Raw genomic sequence first — 20,077 nt, 5'->3', positions numbered from 1 at the left:
TCAATCCACCTCCGTTTTTCTATAGATATGTCCTGAAGACGAGCTTTTCCAAGACGGGGATTATCTCTTTTACATCCCATTTCGACGCGCTTATAGCCTCTACGTCCTCGCCGTCGGATCTTATCCTGGTCAGGAGGCCGTTCAGGGTGGATCGATCTATGAGATCCGCCTTGTTCAGCAAGACCGCCCGAGGGATCTCTATAGCGTCTATATCCCTGAGGGTCTCCCTAACAACCCTCAGGGTCTCAAGCGCATCCGGATCGCTTCCGTCGAGCATGACCAACAGGAAGTCGGCCGCAACCGCCTCTTCCAACGTCGTCCTAAAGGCCGCTATCAAAGCGGGAGGAAGTTCCCTTATGAACCCTACCGTATCGGTCAGGAGGATCGTTCGTCCATCGGACATAGATATCGAACGTACCAACGTATCCAACGTTGCGAAAAGGGCGTCGGCCACGTATACGGATCTGTCTCCCGACAGACGGCGTAGAAGAGTCGATTTTCCGCTATTGGTATATCCGACCATCGCTATCGTTAGTATATCGGAACGACTACGTCGCTTCCGTTGATTTCTTCGCCTCTTTTTTACCTGGGCAAGTTTTCTCGTTATATCTCTTATACGCCTCTCGAGCTTTCTCCTGTGTCTCTCGAACTCGGTCTCGCCGGGCCCTCTGGTACCTATTCCGCCCCCCAGCCTAGACATCTGATGTCCCAGACCACGAAGGTGGGGTAATTCATAGCGGCATCGGGCCAGTTCCACCTGAAGCTTAGCCTCCGATGTCCTGGCCCGTTCCTCGAATATCTTCATTATGACCAAAGGCCTGTCCCAGACATACCGCCCCGACTCCGCCTTCAGATTTGCCATCTGCCTAGGGGTCAAGGGACGATCGCTGACGATCAGTCCTGCATCGACCACATCGCAGATCCTCTTGAGATCCCTTGCCTTTCCAGACCCTAAGAAGAAAGCGGGGTCCGGAGAGTCCCGCTTTTGAATTACCCTCTCGACGACGTCCACATCCAGGTTCGCCAACAGAAGCTCAAGCTCCAGAAGAAGACGCTCCCCCTCCTCCAGACGCTCTAAAGCAATTAAAACCGCTCTACCTCTATCAACCGCCAAGGGCTACCGCCTCCATGGATCTGAGGGATTCTCCTAGTTCGGACAGTATCAGAGAACGACATTCCTTGGAGGAAACACCGCCTTCTAGAATCCTGGAGGTATCGATAGGATCTCCGAATCTGACCTCTATGGAGCTCCAACCTATCTTGCTGGCTCCTACCGGCATAGCGTCGAAGGTCCCGGATATATAAACCGGGACGATAGGCACCCCGGTCCTGACCGCCAAGAGGGCGACTCCCCCCTCCAGGTCCTTCAACCTGCCATCCAGAGACCGGGCGCCTTCGGGAAAAAGGAGAACCGACTCTCCCCCCTCGAGAAGCTGTAGAAACGTCCTTAGGGCACCTCCAGCGCTCAAGGAGGAATCCCTGCTGACCGGGATGGCTCCCAACGTCCTTATCAACCAGGCGAAAAGACGGGATCCCTCGAAAAGCTCCACCTTTGCCAGATATCTCAAACGATCTGGAAAGGCGGCACCTAAAACCACTGGATCGAGATTGCTACAGTGGTTGGCCACCATTATGAAAGGCCTCTCCACAGGTATTTTATCCTTGCCCGCTATTCTGAGACGATTATGAAGCTTCAAAAAAATAAAACAAAACCGTCTTACCAACTGATATATAAAGGCATTAATCATGTCGAACCTCCGAAGCGATGGAGACGATCTTCGCCACCACTTCATCGATAGTCATATCCGATGAATCGATGGAAACCGAATCAGCGGCCTTTCTCAGGGGGGAACAGGCTCTATCCATGTCGGCCCTGTCTCTCCGTCTTATATCCTCCAAAATGGACTCGAAGGGGAATTTCTCCCCTTTTTCCCTCAACTCACGCCAACGACGATCGGCTCTGGTCTCTTCCGAAGCGGACAGATACACCTTTAAAGGAGCTAGAGGAAACACCACCGTCCCCATATCCCGACCGTCGGCGACCAAACCACCGGAAAGGGCCTGCTCCCTCTGCAGATCCAAAAGTTTGTCTCTGACCGAGGGAAGGGCCGAATAGGACGAAGCGATGGAGTCCACCTTAGGGGTACGGATCATGTCGGTTACGTCGACATCGTCCACCGTGACCCTGCCGCCTTCGAGTGAAACGGAAATAAATCTAAGAGTCCTGTTCAGGTCCTCTCCCTCCTCGGGGGGGATACCACGGCTGTCCAATATATAGGCGAGGGCTCTGTAAAGAGCCCCTGTGTCCAGATAGGGTATTCCCAACTCAGAGGCGACCTTCCTGGCCACGGTACTCTTTCCGGCACCGGCAGGACCGTCGACGGTGATAACTATATTCTTAGATGCCATAGCAGGCCTTATTCCTCCATGAGTTCCATCTCTTCAGATACCTTGTCCATGATGTCGACCAGATCGGACAAGAGCTCCTCGACCTCCTCCTCTAGTCCCAAACGTTGGAGGACCGTCTCCGACAGAGAATACTGAAGGGCATCCGCCCCTCCGCTTACCCCCAACATCAAAATCAAGGAGTTGGCTAGGTGGATGATGTCCACGAGCCCTCTGTATTCCTGAAGATCCTCCGGAAGTTCGTCGGGTGAGTACTGATACTGAATAGCCACCTTGTGAGATTCCGGCAGATTCCACTTCTCCACCAACATGGCCCCCACCTGGGCGTGATCGAACCCAAGCACCATCCGTTCCGCCTCCACGAAGGGGATCTTATCGGTATCCACGATACGTACTATTATCTGGTAACCGAATTTTATATAGTCGTTTAGAACTATCTTGCCTATGGCGTGAAGCATGCCTACGATATAGGCCTCATCGGGAAGGCAGGCCTTGGTTCTCTCCGCCAGATATCTGGCCGCATAGGCTACACTGAGAGAGTGTTTCCAAAGGTCTCCTCTGTCTAGGGCGTAACCGGCAAAGGAATTGTCCATCCTCTGATAGACCGTGGCGGCTATGACCAGGTTTTTGATCGTTTTATAGCCCAGAAGTGCTACCGCCTCCTGAATGCTGGAGATCTTTCTGGGAAGCCCGTAAAAAGCCGAGTTCGCCAACTTCAAAGTTCTTATGACCAAGCCCTCGTCCTTCGAGAGACTGCCTGCGACGTTATACGCGCTGCTGTCCGGGTTATCCAATGCTCTCAAGGTCTCCATTACAAACTGAGGGAAGGATTTGACCTCCTTCAGCCTGCTGAGGATACGATTCTGTATCAGCTGTCTGGTTCGATCGTCCATCAACCCATCTCCTGCCTTGAACTAGACGCTTCCTCCCTGACGGATAAGTCGCCATAACCGTTGGAGTTCCACAACACAGTATTCCCCTGATTTGAGTTTTCTCAACTCCATTCTACCAACTTTTCTACGAAAGAGGACATTCACCGAAAGGGAAAAATAGGACGCCATTAGCCTGATCTCCCTTTTCAGCCCCTCTTGTAGGACTATCGAGACCCATCTTCCGGCAGGTTTTTTATCCATCACCCGAAGCGAGACCGGAGATACGACCCTTCCGTCTATCGGAACTCCCTTGCGCCAGTAGGAAAGCTCCTCTTCAGTAAGGGGTCTATCCAGCAATACCTCGTAGGTCTTTTGATAGCCAGCGCTAGGATGTATCAAAGAATTACAGAAATCACCGTCGTTCGTCAAGACCAGAAGACCCTCGCTTTGCCTATCGAGACGCCCGACAGGATAGATCCTCTTAGCCCTCAGATCGGGGGGCACAAGACCTATCACGGTAGGATAAAAACGGTCCTCGACGGCACAGACGTAGCCCTTGGGCTTGTTCATAACGAGATAGACGGACTTCTGAAAGCATACCAAATTTCCGTCCACTGACACCTGGTCCTCTTCCGATACATCCCTGGCAGGATCGGTGACAGTCACGTTTCCTACCTTCACCCTACCGGATCTGATTATATCCTCGGACCTACGCCGGGACGCCACTCCGCACAAAGCGAGATACCTATTGAGCCTCACCGTCGTCGTCCTCCCGTCGAGAGCGCAGCTCCTCTATCTCGGAGACCGTAGGCAAATCGGAGATGGCTCCCAAACCGAAGACCTTGAGAAAGGAGTCGGTGGTCCTGTAGAGGAGAGGAGATCCGGTACTCTTCTTTCTCCCGGAGATACGTACCAGACCGTGACTCAGCAGAGTCTCGATCACCCTCTCGCAGCGCACACCTCTGATATCCTCTATTTCCGATCGGGTTACAGGTTGATTATAAGCCACAACGGCTAGAGTCTCCAGGGCCGCTTTGCTCAGTCTGATACGTTCCCTTTCGTTTGCCTCCCTGAAACTATCCACCGCATCGGCGACATCCAAAACGGTACAAAGATGCCACGCACCGCCCAAAAAGACCACCTCTATTCCGTGAGATCCTTCCCTGTATTTTTCAGAGAGGGCCTCCAGACCGGCTAGGACTGTCTTCTCGTCTATTCCCACCGCTTCGGCGAGCTCCGTCGCCGTAGCTCCCTCGGAAGCGACGAAAAGGACCGCCTCGATCCGTTTGAGGACAGAAAACCCTTTATCTTCTTGAAAGAACGAGGACGTCACCAAATTGATCCTCCTGCCTAAGGCTTATTCTGTTTCCTCTGGAAAGCTCCAAGAGGGCCAGAATCGTAACTACCAACTCGGAAGCTCCGGGTCTATCTATCAGGAAGGTGGAAAGGTAGATCCTACCGTCGCCGAGCTCTTCCATTATCAGACCCATTCTGTTCTCCACCTGGTTTTCCTCGGGAATAGGGGCGGGCATCCCCGCCAGATGGTCGTCCTCCCATGTATCTTCGGGATCGGAGAAGACCATCTCCCTGGATTTCATCAGACACCACCAGATGGAAGAGAGGGAGTAAAGGTCCCCTATATCGTAGGACGGCGGAAGAGGCAGGGAGCTCCTGAAGGAACGACGTCCCGTTTCGGCCAGGCGCTCCGCCAGAAGACCGGCGGCCTTCCTGTAGGGGCGATAACGCAGAAGCATATCCTCGATATCCGTCGATTCCTCCACGAACTCCTGATCCCAGATCTCGTCGGTGTCATCGGTAACCTTCTGAGGCATCAGGGCCAGAGCTTTATCCAGTATGAGTCGAGCGGCCTGGACCAAAAAATGGGCCACAGCCTCTATCGGGACCTCGCCTTTCCGGGAGTGATAGGCGCCGTAAATCCTGACGACCTCTGCGACGCTGACCGAAGAGGCCTCTATCTCGCGGCTTTCCACCATATGACAGAGCAAGTCCAGAGGCCCGGAAAAACCGTCGATATCTATACGGATCATCGCATCATCCCCGATTCAGACAAGGTTGGACTGCAGGTTTATCTACGAGGGACGAAGCCGATGCCTTCCAAAACGGCGTCCATTGTCTCTCTGGCGACAACTCTGGCCTTGTCGGCTCCGTTCCACAGGATATCGTCCAAAGTTTCCTGACGAGACTCATAATAAGCCCGTCTCTCCCAGATCGGAGTCATCATGGACACCACGTGCTCCTTCAGGGCCTTCTTGCACTGGACGCAGCCGATGGAACCGGCCCTGCAACCGGAGGCCAGATCCGCCTTTTCCTCCTCGTCGTGGTTGAATACCTTATGGATATCCCACACCGGACATTTGTCGGGATCCCCAGGATCGGTCTTTCTCTCCCTGGCAGGATCGGTCATCATGGTCCTGAGCTTATCCCACATCTCCTTTTCAGTATCGGCTATATTGATGCTGTTGCCGTAGGATTTGCTCATTTTTCTCCCATCCGTGCCTGGAACCTTCGGAGTCGGGGTAAGAAGGATATCCGGCTCGGGAAACACCTCGCCGTAGAAGTTGTTGAACCGACGAGCGATCTCTCTGGTGATCTCAAGGTGAGCCGACTGATCCTCTCCGACAGGAACTACGGAAGATCTGTACAGAAGTATATCGGCAGCCATCAGGACGGGATATCCCAGAAAACCGAAGGTACTGAGGTCCTTATTCTGTATATTTAGGATCTGTTCCTTGTAAGTTGGGTTTCTCTGAAGCCAGCCAAGCGGTGTCACCATTCCCAAAGCCAGGGACAGCTCCGCATGCTCCGGAACGTGGGATTGAACGAATATAGTCGATTTCTCCGGATCAAGGCCCACAGCGAGCCAATCCAACAGAACCTCCCGACAGTTCCCCTTTATAACCGAGCTGTTAGCGTAATCGGACATCATGGCGTGCCAGTCCACTATGCCGTAAAAACAGTCGTATCCAGGATCCTCCTGAAGCTTTATCCAATTCGACAAAGCACCTGCCATATGCCCCAGATGCAGCTTACCGGTAGGTCTCATTCCGCTAAAAGTTCTAAGTTTCATATCTAGAAGAAGCTCCTTTCCTCACCCAGTCAGGTTAAACGAGCTCTCCCGAACAGGACGGTCTCTCCAGCAATAGGGTATCCAATCCGGACAACCTACCTACGTGAGCGGCCAAATCCCCCATGGAAGCCCATTCCATCTCGCCGTGATCAACCTCCAGGACCGACAGTCCGGAAGCTACGGCATCCTGCACATCGTGATACTTCACGTCTGCCGTTATATACACTTCGGCTCCGGCAGCCAGAGCATCTCTCCACAGAGAACCTCCCGATCCACCGCACAAAGCGATCTTAGAGATCGTCCTGTTAGGGTCTCCGTGAAGTCGGGCGAATGAAAGTCGCCATCGATCCTTCGCCGACAAAGCGAGGGTCCTGAAAGAACGGGGCTCCAGTCTTCCTACCGCCCCTACCCCCCATCCTCTGTTCTCGAACAGCATCGGCTCCACCGAGCCTAATCCTATCGAGTTCGCCAGAGAGACATTCGTCCCTGCCGGGGAATTATCCCAACTGGTATGGCAACAGAGGATCGACATATCCTTCTCTATCAAGTCGAAGATCGCCGCGTTGGAAGGTATCGAAGGATCAAGACGCCGGAGGGGAGAGAAGATAAGAGGATGATGGGTGACGAGACAGTCGCACCCAGCGCTGGAGGCCGATCGAACGACCTCCGCCGTAGGATCGAGGGCGACTGCGATACGATCGACCCTTCCCGATCGAGATCTCAACAGAACGCCACAGTTGTCCCAATCCTCCGCCCAGGCCAAAGAAGCCACTTCCTCCATCACACGGGCCAAGCCGTCTATATCCATTATTTTCCCCCCACTCGTGTTTTTCCTAAAAAAAAAGCCGCTCCCGAAGGAACGGCTTAGCTCTTGGTGGGCCCACCAGGACTCGAACCTGGAACCTTCCGGTTATGAGCCGGTGGCTCTGACCAGTTGAGCTATGGGCCCGGAACGGCGCTTATTATAACCGGTACTATCGTCTTGTTCAAGAGGCAAAATCGCCGATTTGAGGTTTTATTTTATTCCTCCACCGTTATGCACGATACGGGACAACTATCCCTGGCCTCCTCCACACAGTCCGCCCCTTCAGGGCGAAGGACCCTCGCTATCCCTTTCGACTCGTCAAGGGTGAAGGCATCTGGACAAATTTGGACACACACTCCACAGCCAATGCATTTATCGCTGTCGATACTGACACGCATACAAGGGCACCCCCCTCATAGTGGGGCATTCTATACCATAGCTTCGCCGACGTCAATCTGAATGTATACAAAAAGATCAGCCCGAGATGGACACCCTTGCCCCTTCACCGGACATATCCAGACGAAGCAAGGCGGAATAACTCTCTATGGCCTTTTTTCGAGGCTCCAGAGCGGCGAGAAAAACCCCGATTCCGACGAGCTCTGCTTTGAACTCCCTGACCACCTGACACATTCCGGAAGCGGTGCTTCCACCTCGCATGAAATCGTCTATGACCAAAACTCTGCTGCCCTGACATATCTGCTTGGTCCCCATGTACATAGCACGGACATCTCCGGTCTGTGTGGCGAAATGGACGCATACGGCGGGTCCATCGCTTGCCCTGTTCCTAAATCTACACACGGCCAACGGAACGCCTAGCGCCTGAGCGGTGAACATCCCAAGCGGTATACCCTTCACTTCCGACGTCATCACGACATCCGGACGGGTATCGTAAAAATCGGAGGCCAATATCAGCCCCAGCTCCCAGGTAAATTTAGGGTTGAACAGTATATCGCTATAGTATATCAGTCCGCTGGGAAGAATCCTGTCCTCCTTGGAAAGGACCTCGGCAAGTCGAGCCAGAAAAGCCTCCCTCCTAGCTCTAGACACCTGAGGCACGAAAAAAGCCCCTCCGGATCTGCCTCTATCGACTCGAACCCGACCCAACCCCTCAACCTGAAGGGCCTCGTCTATGATGGAAACGTCGTCGCTTACCACAGTCTTGGACACATCGAAATCGTCTGCCAACGACGTAACCGAGAATTGGCGCGAAGGGCAGGTCAGAAGTTTAGATACTATCCTTATAAGCCTCCCGGTGCGTTGTCCTCTCATAATCCACCATCACTCCACCAATATTATTTTTTCGACACATTCAAGCCCATAAAGGTGACCTAATCTACCCTTTACAAGACTACCTTTTCGATATAAGGCAAAAACCGCACTGCCGCTGCCGCTGAGACCCCAGGCCAAGGCTCCGGAGATTTCTATACTGTCGAAAATCGACCTGTATTCGGGATAGGAGGCCATAAGAGGTTTCATAAAATCGTTGGGAAGAAGGCCGATTTTAGATCCTTTGGAGAGCCCCTCTACTATGGATAGGGCCTCCTGTCGGGCCTCTTCCGGCCCCTTGGGCCAAACACCTGAAAAGCAGCGGTCGAGAGCCCCGTAGGCCTCTAACGTAGCGGAACGCCAAATTGGGATCAAGAGGGCGCAGTCTAGCTCCAAAGGGGGGAGAAAGCTCACGTCCTCCCCAACTCCCTCGACCAGGGCCAGAGATACGTCTTGGGCGAAAAAAGGCAGATCCGCCCCTACAGAAGCCAGGACATCCGGATGAGGTACGTTCTCGCGACACGACTCGATCCACTTATATACGGCCACGCCGTTCCCGGAACCGCATCCAAGACCCGTTCCGGGAGGAATTTCCTTATTTATGGACACCGAGAGAGAGGGGACCGAAACTCCTCCTCCACGGAGAAGATCGATCACCCTCTTGACTAAATTGACGCCGTCTATCGGTATATTTCTCACCTCTACGACATCATCGACATCTTGCTTTTTTAACGGAACGATGCTCAGGGACTCCAACGACGGCATCCTCATGAAAACCGATACCAGATCGTGATAGCCGTTTTCCCTTCGGCCGACGATTCTCAACGATAGATTTATCTTACCGTCGCTGGGAACAAGGATCTCCATGATAGAATCACTCCTGAAAAAGAATGCTGATCAAAGAAACTCGGAGGTCCTGGCGTTATCCTTGATAAGCTCCAGTTCCACCTCTTTTGTCAACAACTCAGCGTAACTGAAGGAAACCTTGCTGTGTTGAGATTCCACGTAAAGGGTGAAAAGACACGGGTATGTCTCCAAAATCACCCCTCGCCTTTCCTCCGTCTTGCGACGTCCCTTGGTGGCACGATACCGCACCGTGTTTCCCTTGTATCGAGCCACCCTCTGACGAATCGATTGAATGGAACAGGCCATGAGAGTCCTCCTCTTTTCACAGGGATAAGGACATTCTAACATATCCATCCAAAAAATTCAAATTTTTTAACCACCTAAGATTATCCTTCTATCTCCCACCCTTCTGGTAACCCCCTTGCCATCGAGATACTCCAAGAGAGGCAGGACAAACTTTCTACTGCTTCCGGTTATATCCCTCACGGAAGCTATGGTTATACCTCCGTCTACCTCCCTAAGAGCTGATACTAACCGTCTCTCCACATCGGAGGATAGCAGGAAGGTCCCATCCACCACGGAGAACAACCCCATCCGTCTGACATCGGTCAGTAAACGGGAGAACTCATTTTCGTCCATTCCGAGGGCTTTAGGACAATCGGTCAAAACCGGCGGTTGGAACCCCGCCTCGTCGCACAGTCCCTTCAGGGCTTCCACCTTCGCCTGAAAAGCCTGATCGTCCTCTTTCTCGAACCCGGGAAGAGAGAGCAGGGATTCTTTGGATATCAGTGCCCCCCCCTCTACCATCCATCCGACGAAGGAACGGCCGAATTTTCTGTCTTCGTCGATAAAAAGACCGTTCACCAGCCTGTCGGCAGCCTCCCCCTCCTGATGAGGGTGCTCTTCATGAAAGGTCTCCAGCCGTTTCAGGATAGAGCCCTCCAGTCGGACTCTCTCTCCGTCGGAGATGACTATGCCGTTGCCTACGGAAATAACCGATACGCCCCTGGATTTCAGGAGATCCTTCAATATTTCAGCCAATCCTTTTCTGGTCTCCTGGGTCTGCACTATCAGGTCGTCGAAGGGGATCCTTTCATGAAAATCCACCAGGGCCGCTATGCGATCCTCTCTGGAATCGGAGGCCATCAACGCCTCCAGCCTGGCGACGGCCTCCTCTCTCGCCCTTCTCCCTCGAGCTTTTTTCCCGTAGGGGGAGAGGACCTCTCCTCCGCCTATAGTCCTTAGGGGACTGTAAAAGCGGACGACAAACCTCTGACATATGGAGGCGACGACCGGTTCCTCCAGGACGAGCTGAGCGACCGCCTCCTCTCCGGGAAGAAGTTCCTTTCTGTCCAGAAAAGCCACCCTCGCCAACACGTCCGAGGTTCCCAGGTGGACCCTGAGCCTCTGCCAATGGGAAATTCCCTCTATAGCCCCCGGCAAGACCTTCAACCCCACGTCCAGACAGCTGGACGCCCTGAACACGCCGGAGGCACACACGACGTCTCCTCTGTTGAGCTGATCCACGGAAAGACCGTTCAGACTCATGGCCACCCTCTGACCTGCCTCGGCAGAATCGACAGAAGAACCGTGAACCTGTAGGCTTCTAACTCGGGTGTCCAACTCCGCCGGCAATATCTCCATATCGTCGCCCTGGGAAACCCTGCCTCTGTAGGCCGTTCCGGTCACAACGGTTCCGAACCCCGCCACGGGAAAGGATCGGTCTATAGGCATAAAGAAGGCCCCTTCTCTATCTCTGGGGACGACCTCGTCCACAAGCTTGTCCATCTCGTCCATAACGGCGCTCAGGTTGTCTCCCGTTACGGAGGAAACAGCCAGTATAGGCTTGTCCTGAAGAAAGGTCCCCTTGACCAGATCCTGAACATCGTCCGTCGCTAACTCCAGCATCTCCTCATCGACCAGGTCAGCCTTAGTCAAAACCACGAATCCCTCGCGAACCCCGAGGAGCTCTATTATGTCCAAATGCTCTCTGGTCTGAGGCATAACCCCCTCGTCGGCGGCCACCACGAGCAAAACGGCGTCCAGACCGGAGGCCCCCGCCACCATCTGTCTTATGAACTTCTCGTGTCCGGGAACATCTATCACGCTGACCACTCGGCCGCTGGGAAGCTCCAGAGGAGCAAAGCCGAGCTCTATGGTTATCCCCCGTTTCCGTTCCTCCGACAACCTGTCGCAGTCCACGCCGGTCAAGGCCTTAACCAGATGGGTTTTCCCGTGGTCTATATGCCCGGCAGTACCTATTACTAGAGACATCTCCTCGGTCATCTCGACTCCTCCTCCAGGATAGACGTAAAAGCTCGAACCAATCGGTCCAGGTCTCCCTCCATCAGGGTCCTGCCGTGGATCAAGATCCTACCGTCTCTAGCCCCGACCACCGCAGGTTCGTCGCAGGACCTGAGCCTTTCCTGAATAGTTCCGGAGCTCAGATCGGGCAAGGATATGGATAGAGCAAATCCGGGAACAGCCGTGGCAGGGAAGGCCCCTCCTCCGACTGCGTCGTCCACCGCTACGACCTCCATATGGGCCCCTTCGAGAACCGGTTCCAGAGCCTCCATGAGAGATCGACATCTCTCTTTTATCGCATCTCCGTCGAGAGAGAGCATGGCCAAGGTAGGTATCTCGTTCCAACTTCCTCTGAGATACAGCCTCAAGGTGGCCTCGAGAGCTGCCAAAGTCATCTTATCGCACCTGAGAGCTCTTAGGAGAGGATAGGTCCGAATCGAGTCCACCAGCTTTTTCTTTCCAACCACGGCCCCTATCTGAGGTCCCCCCAAAAGTTTATCTCCGGAAAAAGTGACCAGATCGACTCCGGCATCGATACAGTCGCCGACAGTGGGCTCTCCCGAGAGCCCCAGCTTGCCTGGATCGATCAATATACCGCTGCCGAGATCCTCCATGAAGATAACACCCTTATCCCTAGCGAGGGCAGCCAGGTCCTCTCTAGATACCTCCTTGTGGAATCCCACCACCCTGAAATTGGAAGGGTGGACCTTCATAACCATTGCAGTATCCTCGTCGATCGCCTTTTCGTAATCCCTCAGGTGGGTCCGGTTCGTGGTTCCCACCTCGACCAGCCTGGTTCCGGAAAAGGTCATTATGTCGGGTATCCGGAAGGAACCTCCTATCTCCACCAGCTCCCCTCTGGAGACCACGGCCGATCGACCGGCGGAGAGAGCGGCGAGGCAGAGAAGAACGGCTCCGGCGTTGTTGTTGACTACTACGGCGGCCTCCGCTCCGGTAAGCTTGCAGAGGAGCCACTCCACGTGACTGTTCCTCTGACCTCTTTCCCCCGCCTCCAGGTCGTACTCCAGCGTGTTATACCTACCTGCGACCTCGGAAACCGCACTTACAGCCTCCGGCGACAGGCAGGACCTTCCAAGGTTCGTATGGACCACTACTCCGGTACCGTTCACCACCGATCTCAGGCTGGGTGCGGACATGGATTCGACCCTGTCATCCAATAAAGAAAACAGATCCTCGTCTTTAAATTGCTTTCTCTTTCCGGACAGGATCTCGACTCTCATATCGTTCAATATGGAGGAACACAGCTCCTTCAGTCCCTCTCTATCCAGATATTCGAGATACCTAGAGGTTCTCTCGTCGTTCAAAACCTTCTCCATCGCGGGAATTCCACGAAGAAGTCCCTGTATATCTCTGTCCGCCATTAGGACCGTCACCACCCGATACGAATTCCCCCGCAGGGGTGAAATAGGTTAATAGTAATGATATAATTTCTTTGCAGTTATGGAAAGACCTTTCGATCAATCGATGATAACAGACCGAAGGCTTCAAGCCTAGAGCAACAGCTGCATACAGAATATCCATAGGAGGTCGAGCGTAATGCAAACAGTGGATGCCAGGGGAAAGATGTGCCCTCAGCCTGTGATAATGACGAAGAAAGCCATAGAGGCGGGGGCCTCGGAGATCAAGGTGATAGTGGACAACGCCATCGCCGGACAGAACGTCACGAGACTGCTCAAAAGCAAGGGGTTCGAGGTGGTCCTGGAGGCGGAAAACGACCTGGATATAGCTGTCACGGGAATCAGGGGAGACGGCCCTTCCGAGGGAGAAGATGGAACTAGCCCGTCCGAAGACACCCGAGGGGGAAGTAACGGACCATCCGGCGACAGCAAAGCCATAGCCGTCATCATCACCAAAGACATCCTTGGAGGAGCCGATAGAGATCTGGGAGAGATCCTTATAAAAGGCTTTCTAGGAACCCTTCATCAACTGGACGACGAACTTATACCGGAGACCCTGGCCTTCATGAACGAGGGAGTCAGACTGGCCCTCAAGGACAGTTCGACCTGCGAAAGCATCATCGAACTGGAGAAGAAGGGATGCAGAATCTTGGTCTGCGGAACCTGCGTAAACCACTTCGGCATAGCCGATCAGGTAGGAGTCGGAGAGATATCCAACATGTTCGATATCTCCGAGGCCATGCTAAAGGCCGATTCCATACTCTCGCTGTAAACGTTGAATATCAAAAAGACGGCAGGAAAGATCGAACGATCTTCCTGCCGTCTTTTATTCTTTCGTAATCTATCAGTTGAAGGACTTCAGATTCCTTCCAGAGAAGATCTCCGCCATCTCCGTCTTGATCTTGTCCATGATTATCTTTTTCTTTGAGGGGCGGATATCGTCCGCACTTATGTGAAACAGATAATCGTCCAGGTCGAAATCCCTGAGGGTCATCCTGGTGCAGAAAAGATTTTCCTGGTAAACGTTGACATCGTACATGTTATACCTGTTTATGGTGTCCTTCGAGATAAAGTCCTGTATGGAGTTTATGTCGTGATCGATGAAGTACTTATTGCCATCTATATCTCTGGTGAACCCTCTTACACGATAATCTATACAGGCGATATCGGGATTGAACCTGTGGATCAGGTAATTTAACGCCCTCAGAGGCGATATCCTTCCACAGGTGGACACGTCTATATCGGCCCTGAAGGTGCTTATGCCGTTATCCGGATGTTGCTCCGGGTAGGTATGGACCGTTATGTGGCTCTTGTCGAGATGACCTATCACGGTATTGGGCAAAGGCCCCGGCGCAGCGGACTGCTCTCTCTCCGACTCGCTACCTCTGAGCTCCGGAGGAACGGGTTCCTCCGCTATCAGCATCGTGACGCTGGCGCCCTGAGGCTCGTAGTCCTGTTTGGCCACGTTCAAGATGGTTGCCCCTATAATATCCGCCACGTCGCTCAGGATGGCGGTGAGCCTATCGGCGGAATACTCGTCGTCGATATACTTTATGTACTCCTTACGCTCCACCAGACTTTGGGCATAGCATATATCGTACAGGTTAAAACACAGGCTCTTGGTAAGATTGTTGAAACCATACAGCTTTATTCTATCTTCCGTCATCGTAAGCCCCCCAGACGTGAACAGGGTAGCCCGGACAACCGCCGGGACGGCCTTTCGGAGAAACTCCTCTTTCCGAATATACCACTCAATTCTCCATACCTCAAAAAAGCCTCATTCCCAAACCGCTTTTTCTCTGACGGCGGACCCTATCGGGTATCAGAGAGGCCTCCAGTTTTGCTTCGGTCCAACGAGCCAGTCGGATGAAGGGATATCCCAGAAGAAAATAAATCGCCGCCACGATCAACCCAGTTCCGAAATAATCGTAGTAGGTCGTAGCTATCTGTCCGTAAGCTTTGGTTAGATCCACCAAAGTTATGACGGAGACCAGCGAGGAATCCTTCAAAAGCGATATAAAATCGTTGGTCACAGGAGGCAACACCATCCTGACCGCCTGAGGAACCACGACGTGACGCAGGGACTCTCTCCTGGTCATTCCCAGTCCCAAGGCCGCCTCCATCTGACCGGCTGGAACCGCCATCAATCCCGCCCTGTATATCTCGGCCTCGTAGGCGGCGTAGTTTAACCCTAAGCCTATCACCCCGGCGGTGAAGGGATCGAGCTTTATGCCCACGTTTGGGAGACCGTAGAAAATGAAGAAAAGCTGAATCAAGACGGGCGTCCCTCTTATGATCTCCACATACCACGTCGACAACACCGCCAAGGGCGCGGGACCGAACACCCTGACTATGGCGAGGCACAATCCGAGGACCACAGCCAATACCATCGCGGCCAGCGACACCTCTATCGTAGTGATAGCAGCTCTTCCGAGCTTGGGCATGAAGGAAACATATCTTCGAGCCGTATCCTTCCATGTGGCACCGGGCCTATGGCTCTCAATCCATCTGTTGTATCTGTCCGGAGTCGCCTTGACCGGCCCTAGATCCTGAAACTCCTCTGCTGACAGGGAATTCCACAGGTTCCACCTCTCCAGGATAAAGCGGATAGTGCCGTCGTCCCTGAGGGACATTATAGCCTGATTCACCTGGCTCAAAAGCTCCTCTTCGCCTTTGCGCACCGCTATTCCGTACTCGATTCTGCCTATCTCCGGACCTACGAATTTGACCTCTCTCATAGGACCTCCGTAATAGAGAGCGATAGGGGCATCGAAAAGGGTGGCGTCCAGCCTTCCGTTGACGAGATCGGTATAGGCGTTTATCTCGTCGGCGTAGGTACGGACCTCCACTCCTTCCAAAGAATCCAGAACGTACTGAGAGTAAGACTGCTTCAACGTCCCTACCACCCTGCCCTTGCAGGATTCGAGATCGGTGATGTCGAAATTATCCCTTCTCACAGCTATCTGAAGATGTGTGACGTAATAAGGGATCGAGAAATCGACCACATCACTGTGTTCCGGCGTGATCTCCAGTCCGTCTATGGATACGTCGTACAGATGTCTTTCCAAACCAGGGATGAGATTGTCCCATCCGTTCTGGACGAATCTGGTGGAAAGCCCCATCTGTTCCGCTATAGCCTCGACTATCTCCACCTCGTAGCCGACGAGTTCACCTATATCGTCAGCATGGTGGAACATGTAAGGAGCTCCGCCCTCCGTATCGCCTCCCCAGGTCAGGACGCCGGGAGACATAGTATTGGAGGCGAGAGCTCCGGTAACCGGTAAAAAAGAGAAAAAGAACGCACAAAAGACCGACAGTAAGCGGGACATCAGGCGACCTCCATCATGTGACGAAGGAAATTTCTGGTCCGCTCGTTCTTGGGGTTTGAGAACATCTCGTCTCCGTCGGAGATCTCCACTATCTCGCCACGGTCCATAAAAACGACGTAATCGGAGGCATCTCTGGCGAAATGCATGGCGTGGGTCACAAGCACCTGGGTCATCCCCTCTGCGTCGAGATCCCTCATTACCTGGAGGACCTCTCCCACCAGCTCGGGATCCAGAGCCGAGGTAGGCTCGTCGTAAAGCATCACCTTCGGAGCCATGGCGAGAGCCCTGGCTATGGCGGCCCTCTGAGCCTGACCACCGGAGAGAGTAACCGGATATCGCCCGGCATATCCCAGAAGTCCGACCTTCGAGAGGATGGCCCTGGCTATCTCCTCCGCCTCTTCGTAGGGCTTCTTCTTTACGACCATGGGAGCCAGCATAACGTTTTCGATCACGGTCTTATGGGGAAAAAGGTTGAATCCCTGAAACACTATTCCTATCTCTTTCCTCATATCGTGAGCGGTCTTCATGAACCTCTGTCCAGCTTGCCGTTCGGATGAATCTCTCCTCAAGGTCTTGCCCGCCACGGAGATAGTCCCGGAATCCAGAAGTTCCAGCCCGTTTATACACCTCAGAAAAGTGGACTTGCCGCATCCGGAAGGACCGATTATGGAGACCAGATCTCCCTCCTTGATGTCTATGGACACCCCGTTGAGCACCTTCTCGTCGTCGAAACTCTTGTGGAGATCCTCGACGCTTATGAGGACCTCGCAGTTCTTTTTCAACTCCTTCTCACTCTCCTAACTTAAACCGGATCGCCCCCTTGAGGGCGTCAGAGACGTAGTATGACATAAAAGCCACGCAAGAGAAAGGGTTACACCCTTTTTTCTTGCTCCTTCTTCTCTAATCTTAGTTTATCGCCTGACCGAAAGATCTCATGTAGGGGAACTATCCCCTTTTCCGGCTCCACATATCTGACCTCGCAGGGAATATCGCGACCTATGGAATCCCTGATTACCGACCGAATCGTTCCGACCAAACCGATCACGTCGGAGGAACCGGCGTCCCCCAGGTTTATTATAAAATTAGCGTGTTTTTCGCTGACCATGGCGTCGCCCAGTCGAAGTCCCTTGAGTCCGCATCGCTCTATTACCCTTCCCGGAGCTCCCCAGAGGGAGAATATCTCCGGGTCGTTGCTGAAGACCGATCCGCAATTCGGATATCCCAAGGGGAACTTCCGTCTTCTCTCTCTGAGCACATCCTCCATCTCGGATCTCACGTCTCCGGGCGTCGACCTCTTCAGACGGAGTCCGGCCTCCACCACGACCCTCCGTCCATCCTGAAAACTGGAACGACGGTAGGAAAAGCCGCACTCTTCGGTAGAGAACACCTTAAGGGCTCCGTCTTCGTCCAGAAAGCGAACCCACTCCACAGAATCGCCGATGGACCTTCTGAGGCTGCCTCCGTTCATTGCTATCAACCCACCGACGTTACCCGGAATCCCGACTGTATGCTCCAACCCGGAAAGTCCGGCGGAGGCGCTGGCCCTCGCCAGACAGGGGGCCCACGTACCGGCTCTCACAGTAATTCGATCCTCTCTGATCTCGAATCCCCCTAAAGACCTGCCTATCTTCAGTACCGCCCCTCGAAAACCGTCGTCGTCGAAGAGCAGGTTGGACCCTCTGCCTATCACCAACCAGGGAACATCGTTACGGCACAAGGCTGAGACCGTGGCGGCCACTTCCTCGTCGGTGCGGGGCTGGACGAAAAGATCCGCCGGGCCTCCGATCCTCCACGTACAGTGATCTTTCAGAGGTTCGTCCAAGGAGAAGGGAATCCCCATGCTCTCCAACATACGAAGAACTCGTATCATCTCCCACCCCTCCGTCCTCTTTTCTTTTCCTTTCGTACCCGGACCTTCTCCGTCTTTTTATCGGTCCTCTTTTTTTCGGTATAGTTTCTAACGAGACATTCAGGACCTCTGCCTATAAGATCGGTCCGCCCCGTCTTCTCCAGCGCCTCCACCACCAGAGCCCTGTTTTCCGCCCTATCGTACTGCAACAAAGCCCTCTGAAGCGCCTTATCGTGACCTCTTTTGGCGACAAAGAGAGACCTTCCAGAATAGGGATCCATCTCGGAGTAATACATGCAGGTGGACAGACTGCCTGGCGTAGGTATGAAATCCTGAACGTGATCCGGGATGTGCCCCAGGTCCCTCAGGAACTCCGCCATGACAACGGCATCCTTCAAGGTCGCACCGGGGTGACTGGATATCAGATAGGGAATGAGATACTGCTTCTTGCCTATCTTTTCGTTTATTCTGTCGAAAGCCTTCTTGAACTTGAGGAACACGTCTATGGATGGTTTTCCCATAAGCTTAAGGACCCGGGGGGAACAGTGTTCGGGAGCCACCTTTAATATTCCGCTGACGTGATGGCGACATATCTCCTCGAGATAGCTTTCGTCGCCGCACTCCATGAGATAGTCGTATCTGATGCCCGATCGTATGAACACCTTCTTGACCTTGGGGAGCATCCTTATCTTCCTCAAAAGAGCCATATAGTCCGAATGATCCGTATCCAGAGAGGGGCAGGGTTTAGGCGCCATACAGCGTCGATCTCGACAGGTTCCGACCTTCAACTGCTTCGAGCATGATGGATGACGAAAGTTGGCAGTAGGACCTCCAACGTCGTGGATGTACCCCTTAAAACCGTCCATGGAGACCAATCTCTCCGCCTCTTTCAATATGGAACGATGGCTCCTGGCCTGGATTATCCTGCCCTGATGGGCCGAAATGGCACAAAACGAACAGTCTCCGAAACAGCCTCTATGGCTCACTATGCTGAAGCGGACCTCCTCTATCGCCGGAATCCCGCCCAAATCGTCGTACATGGGATGGGGCTCCCTGACGTAGGGAAGATCGTAGACACCGTCCATCTCCTCGGTCGACAGAGGCATGGCAGGGGGAAGCTGGACAACCGTCTTATCTCCGTGCCTCTGACAGACGGACCTTCCCCTGAAGGGATCCTGTTCTCCATACCAAAGCCGAAAAGCCTCGGCGAAAGCCCTCTTATCCTTCTGAACCTCCTCGAAAGAGGGGACCTCTATGGCCTCTTCCGGAACCGACGAAGACCTGTAACAGGTCCCTCCGATATCGGTCAAATCAGACACGGACTCGCCGGAGGCCAGCCTAGAGACTATCTCCAGGATCTGTCGTTCCCCCATTCCATAGACAAGGATATCCGCACGGCTGTCGATCAGTATGGACCGTCTCACCTTATCGGACCAATAATCGTAATGGGCCATCCTTCTCAGGCTGGCCTCCACCCCTCCTATAATCAACGGGACGTCGCCCCAGAGCTCTCTCGCTATATTACAGTAGACCAAGGTAGCCCTGTCCGGCCTGTGACCGAGCTCCCCTCCAGGCGAATAGCTGTCGCTTCTTCTCCTGTTCCTCGCAGCGGTCAGTTTGTTGAGCATCGAATCGAGATTCCCCGCCGACACCAACACCCCCAGCCTGGGACGGCCCATCGCGGTAAAATCCTCTCGCCCCCGCCAGTCCGGCTGTGCGATTATTCCGACCTTAAACCCCGCCGCCTCGAGACATCGACATATCACGGCGGGCCCGAAGCTCGGATGATCCACGTAGGCATCTCCGCTCACGAACAGAAAATCCAGCTCGTTCCAGCCCCGGGCCTCCATATCGTCCCTGTTCACAGGAAGAAAATCTCTGCGATCCAACATAT

Annotated in this window: 21 protein-coding genes and 1 tRNA gene; 1 reads left to right on the top strand and 21 read right to left on the bottom strand. The window is 53.6% G+C overall.

All coding sequences use genetic code 11. The features are described 5' to 3' along the window. Positions 1 to 19: 19 nt before the first annotated feature. From hflX to selA, 16 genes are all read right to left on the bottom strand, one after another. Positions 20 to 1,114 carry a GTPase HflX gene (gene hflX / locus L2W48_RS03780; protein ID WP_236098706.1) on the bottom strand — a complete coding sequence of 365 codons (1,095 nt, stop codon included), beginning with the start codon at positions 1,112 to 1,114 and terminating at the stop codon, positions 20 to 22. Continuing rightward, positions 1,104 to 1,697, bottom strand: a complete 594-nt coding sequence (locus tag L2W48_RS03775; RefSeq protein WP_236098705.1) for a lysophospholipid acyltransferase family protein — start codon at positions 1,695 to 1,697, stop codon at positions 1,104 to 1,106. The genes hflX and L2W48_RS03775 overlap by 11 nt, the downstream gene beginning before the upstream one ends. A 43-nt stretch (positions 1,698 to 1,740) precedes the next feature. Beyond that, a complete protein-coding gene (gene cmk / locus L2W48_RS03770; RefSeq protein WP_236098704.1) occupies positions 1,741 to 2,409 on the bottom strand; it encodes a (d)CMP kinase in 669 nt (222 codons plus the stop codon). Positions 2,410 to 2,417: 8 nt separating this feature from the next. Beyond that, positions 2,418 to 3,299: an HDOD domain-containing protein gene (locus tag L2W48_RS03765; protein WP_236098703.1), complete on the bottom strand. Its 882-nt coding sequence runs from the start codon at positions 3,297 to 3,299 to the stop codon at positions 2,418 to 2,420. 21 nt (positions 3,300 to 3,320) lie between these two features. Beyond that, positions 3,321 to 4,037 carry a pseudouridine synthase gene (locus L2W48_RS03760; RefSeq protein ID WP_236098702.1) on the bottom strand — a complete coding sequence of 239 codons (717 nt, stop codon included), beginning with the start codon at positions 4,035 to 4,037 and terminating at the stop codon, positions 3,321 to 3,323. Beyond that, complete coding sequence (gene scpB / locus L2W48_RS03755) at positions 4,024 to 4,611, bottom strand: SMC-Scp complex subunit ScpB (RefSeq protein WP_236098701.1); 588 nt, start codon at positions 4,609 to 4,611, stop codon at positions 4,024 to 4,026. Before scpB ends, L2W48_RS03760 begins: the two co-directional genes overlap by 14 nt. Continuing rightward, positions 4,583 to 5,326: a segregation and condensation protein A gene (locus L2W48_RS03750; protein ID WP_236098700.1), complete on the bottom strand. Its 744-nt coding sequence runs from the start codon at positions 5,324 to 5,326 to the stop codon at positions 4,583 to 4,585. The genes scpB and L2W48_RS03750 overlap by 29 nt, the downstream gene beginning before the upstream one ends. A gap of 38 nt (positions 5,327 to 5,364) precedes the next feature. Further along, the gene (gene trpS / locus L2W48_RS03745) at positions 5,365 to 6,366 is read right to left on the bottom strand and encodes a tryptophan--tRNA ligase (protein ID WP_236098699.1); all 1,002 of its coding nucleotides are present in this window, start codon (positions 6,364 to 6,366) and stop codon (positions 5,365 to 5,367) included. A gap of 34 nt (positions 6,367 to 6,400) precedes the next feature. Continuing rightward, positions 6,401 to 7,174, bottom strand: a complete 774-nt coding sequence (locus L2W48_RS03740) for a Nif3-like dinuclear metal center hexameric protein (RefSeq protein WP_236098698.1) — start codon at positions 7,172 to 7,174, stop codon at positions 6,401 to 6,403. A 64-nt stretch (positions 7,175 to 7,238) separates the two neighbouring features. After that, a tRNA-Ile gene (locus tag L2W48_RS03735) sits at positions 7,239 to 7,315 on the bottom strand. Between the two features lie 71 nt (positions 7,316 to 7,386). Next, positions 7,387 to 7,569 (bottom strand): ferredoxin, encoded by a 183-nt coding sequence (locus tag L2W48_RS03730; RefSeq protein WP_236098697.1) that lies wholly within the window; start codon positions 7,567 to 7,569, stop codon positions 7,387 to 7,389. Positions 7,570 to 7,645: 76 nt separating this feature from the next. Beyond that, positions 7,646 to 8,440, bottom strand: coding sequence for a phosphoribosyltransferase family protein (locus L2W48_RS03725; protein ID WP_236098696.1), 795 nt, complete (start codon positions 8,438 to 8,440; stop codon positions 7,646 to 7,648). Between the two features lie 9 nt (positions 8,441 to 8,449). Beyond that, positions 8,450 to 9,304, bottom strand: coding sequence for a 4-(cytidine 5'-diphospho)-2-C-methyl-D-erythritol kinase (locus tag L2W48_RS03720; protein WP_236098695.1), 855 nt, complete (start codon positions 9,302 to 9,304; stop codon positions 8,450 to 8,452). Between the two features lie 30 nt (positions 9,305 to 9,334). Continuing rightward, positions 9,335 to 9,589: a Veg family protein gene (locus tag L2W48_RS03715; protein ID WP_236098694.1), complete on the bottom strand. Its 255-nt coding sequence runs from the start codon at positions 9,587 to 9,589 to the stop codon at positions 9,335 to 9,337. Between the two features lie 66 nt (positions 9,590 to 9,655). Next, positions 9,656 to 11,569, bottom strand: a complete 1,914-nt coding sequence (selB, locus tag L2W48_RS03710) for a selenocysteine-specific translation elongation factor (RefSeq protein ID WP_236098693.1) — start codon at positions 11,567 to 11,569, stop codon at positions 9,656 to 9,658. Further along, positions 11,566 to 12,969 carry an L-seryl-tRNA(Sec) selenium transferase gene (gene selA / locus L2W48_RS03705; protein WP_236098692.1) on the bottom strand — a complete coding sequence of 468 codons (1,404 nt, stop codon included), beginning with the start codon at positions 12,967 to 12,969 and terminating at the stop codon, positions 11,566 to 11,568. The genes selB and selA overlap by 4 nt, the downstream gene beginning before the upstream one ends. A 175-nt stretch (positions 12,970 to 13,144) precedes the next feature. On the opposite strand from selA, the gene yedF reads away from it, so the two are divergent. Continuing rightward, on the top strand, positions 13,145 to 13,777 hold the full coding sequence (yedF, locus tag L2W48_RS03700; protein WP_236098691.1) for a sulfurtransferase-like selenium metabolism protein YedF: 633 nt from the start codon (positions 13,145 to 13,147) through the stop codon (positions 13,775 to 13,777). A gap of 72 nt (positions 13,778 to 13,849) precedes the next feature. Here yedF and speD read toward each other — a convergent pair whose 3' ends face one another. The 5 genes from speD to L2W48_RS03675 all read right to left on the bottom strand — a co-directional run bounded on the left by speD (position 13,850) and on the right by L2W48_RS03675 (position 20,075). After that, complete coding sequence (gene speD, locus L2W48_RS03695) at positions 13,850 to 14,671, bottom strand: adenosylmethionine decarboxylase (protein ID WP_236098690.1); 822 nt, start codon at positions 14,669 to 14,671, stop codon at positions 13,850 to 13,852. Positions 14,672 to 14,771: 100 nt separating this feature from the next. Next, the gene (locus tag L2W48_RS03690) at positions 14,772 to 16,334 is read right to left on the bottom strand and encodes an ABC transporter substrate-binding protein/permease (protein WP_236098689.1); all 1,563 of its coding nucleotides are present in this window, start codon (positions 16,332 to 16,334) and stop codon (positions 14,772 to 14,774) included. Further along, positions 16,334 to 17,116, bottom strand: coding sequence for an amino acid ABC transporter ATP-binding protein (locus tag L2W48_RS03685; RefSeq protein WP_268906430.1), 783 nt, complete (start codon positions 17,114 to 17,116; stop codon positions 16,334 to 16,336). The genes L2W48_RS03690 and L2W48_RS03685 overlap by 1 nt, the downstream gene beginning before the upstream one ends. An 89-nt stretch (positions 17,117 to 17,205) precedes the next feature. Next, positions 17,206 to 18,204, bottom strand: a complete 999-nt coding sequence (gene murB / locus L2W48_RS03680; RefSeq protein WP_236098688.1) for a UDP-N-acetylmuramate dehydrogenase — start codon at positions 18,202 to 18,204, stop codon at positions 17,206 to 17,208. Further along, on the bottom strand, positions 18,201 to 20,075 hold the full coding sequence (locus L2W48_RS03675) for a YgiQ family radical SAM protein (protein WP_236098687.1): 1,875 nt from the start codon (positions 20,073 to 20,075) through the stop codon (positions 18,201 to 18,203). Before L2W48_RS03675 ends, murB begins: the two co-directional genes overlap by 4 nt. Between the last annotated feature and the right edge of the window lie 2 nt (positions 20,076 to 20,077).

Source organism: Dethiosulfovibrio russensis (genome assembly GCF_021568855.1).
Classification (GTDB): Bacteria; Synergistota; Synergistia; order Synergistales; family Dethiosulfovibrionaceae; genus Dethiosulfovibrio; species Dethiosulfovibrio russensis.
Note: the sequence above shows the minus strand (reverse complement) of the source record. Positions and strands in the feature narration are given on the sequence as shown.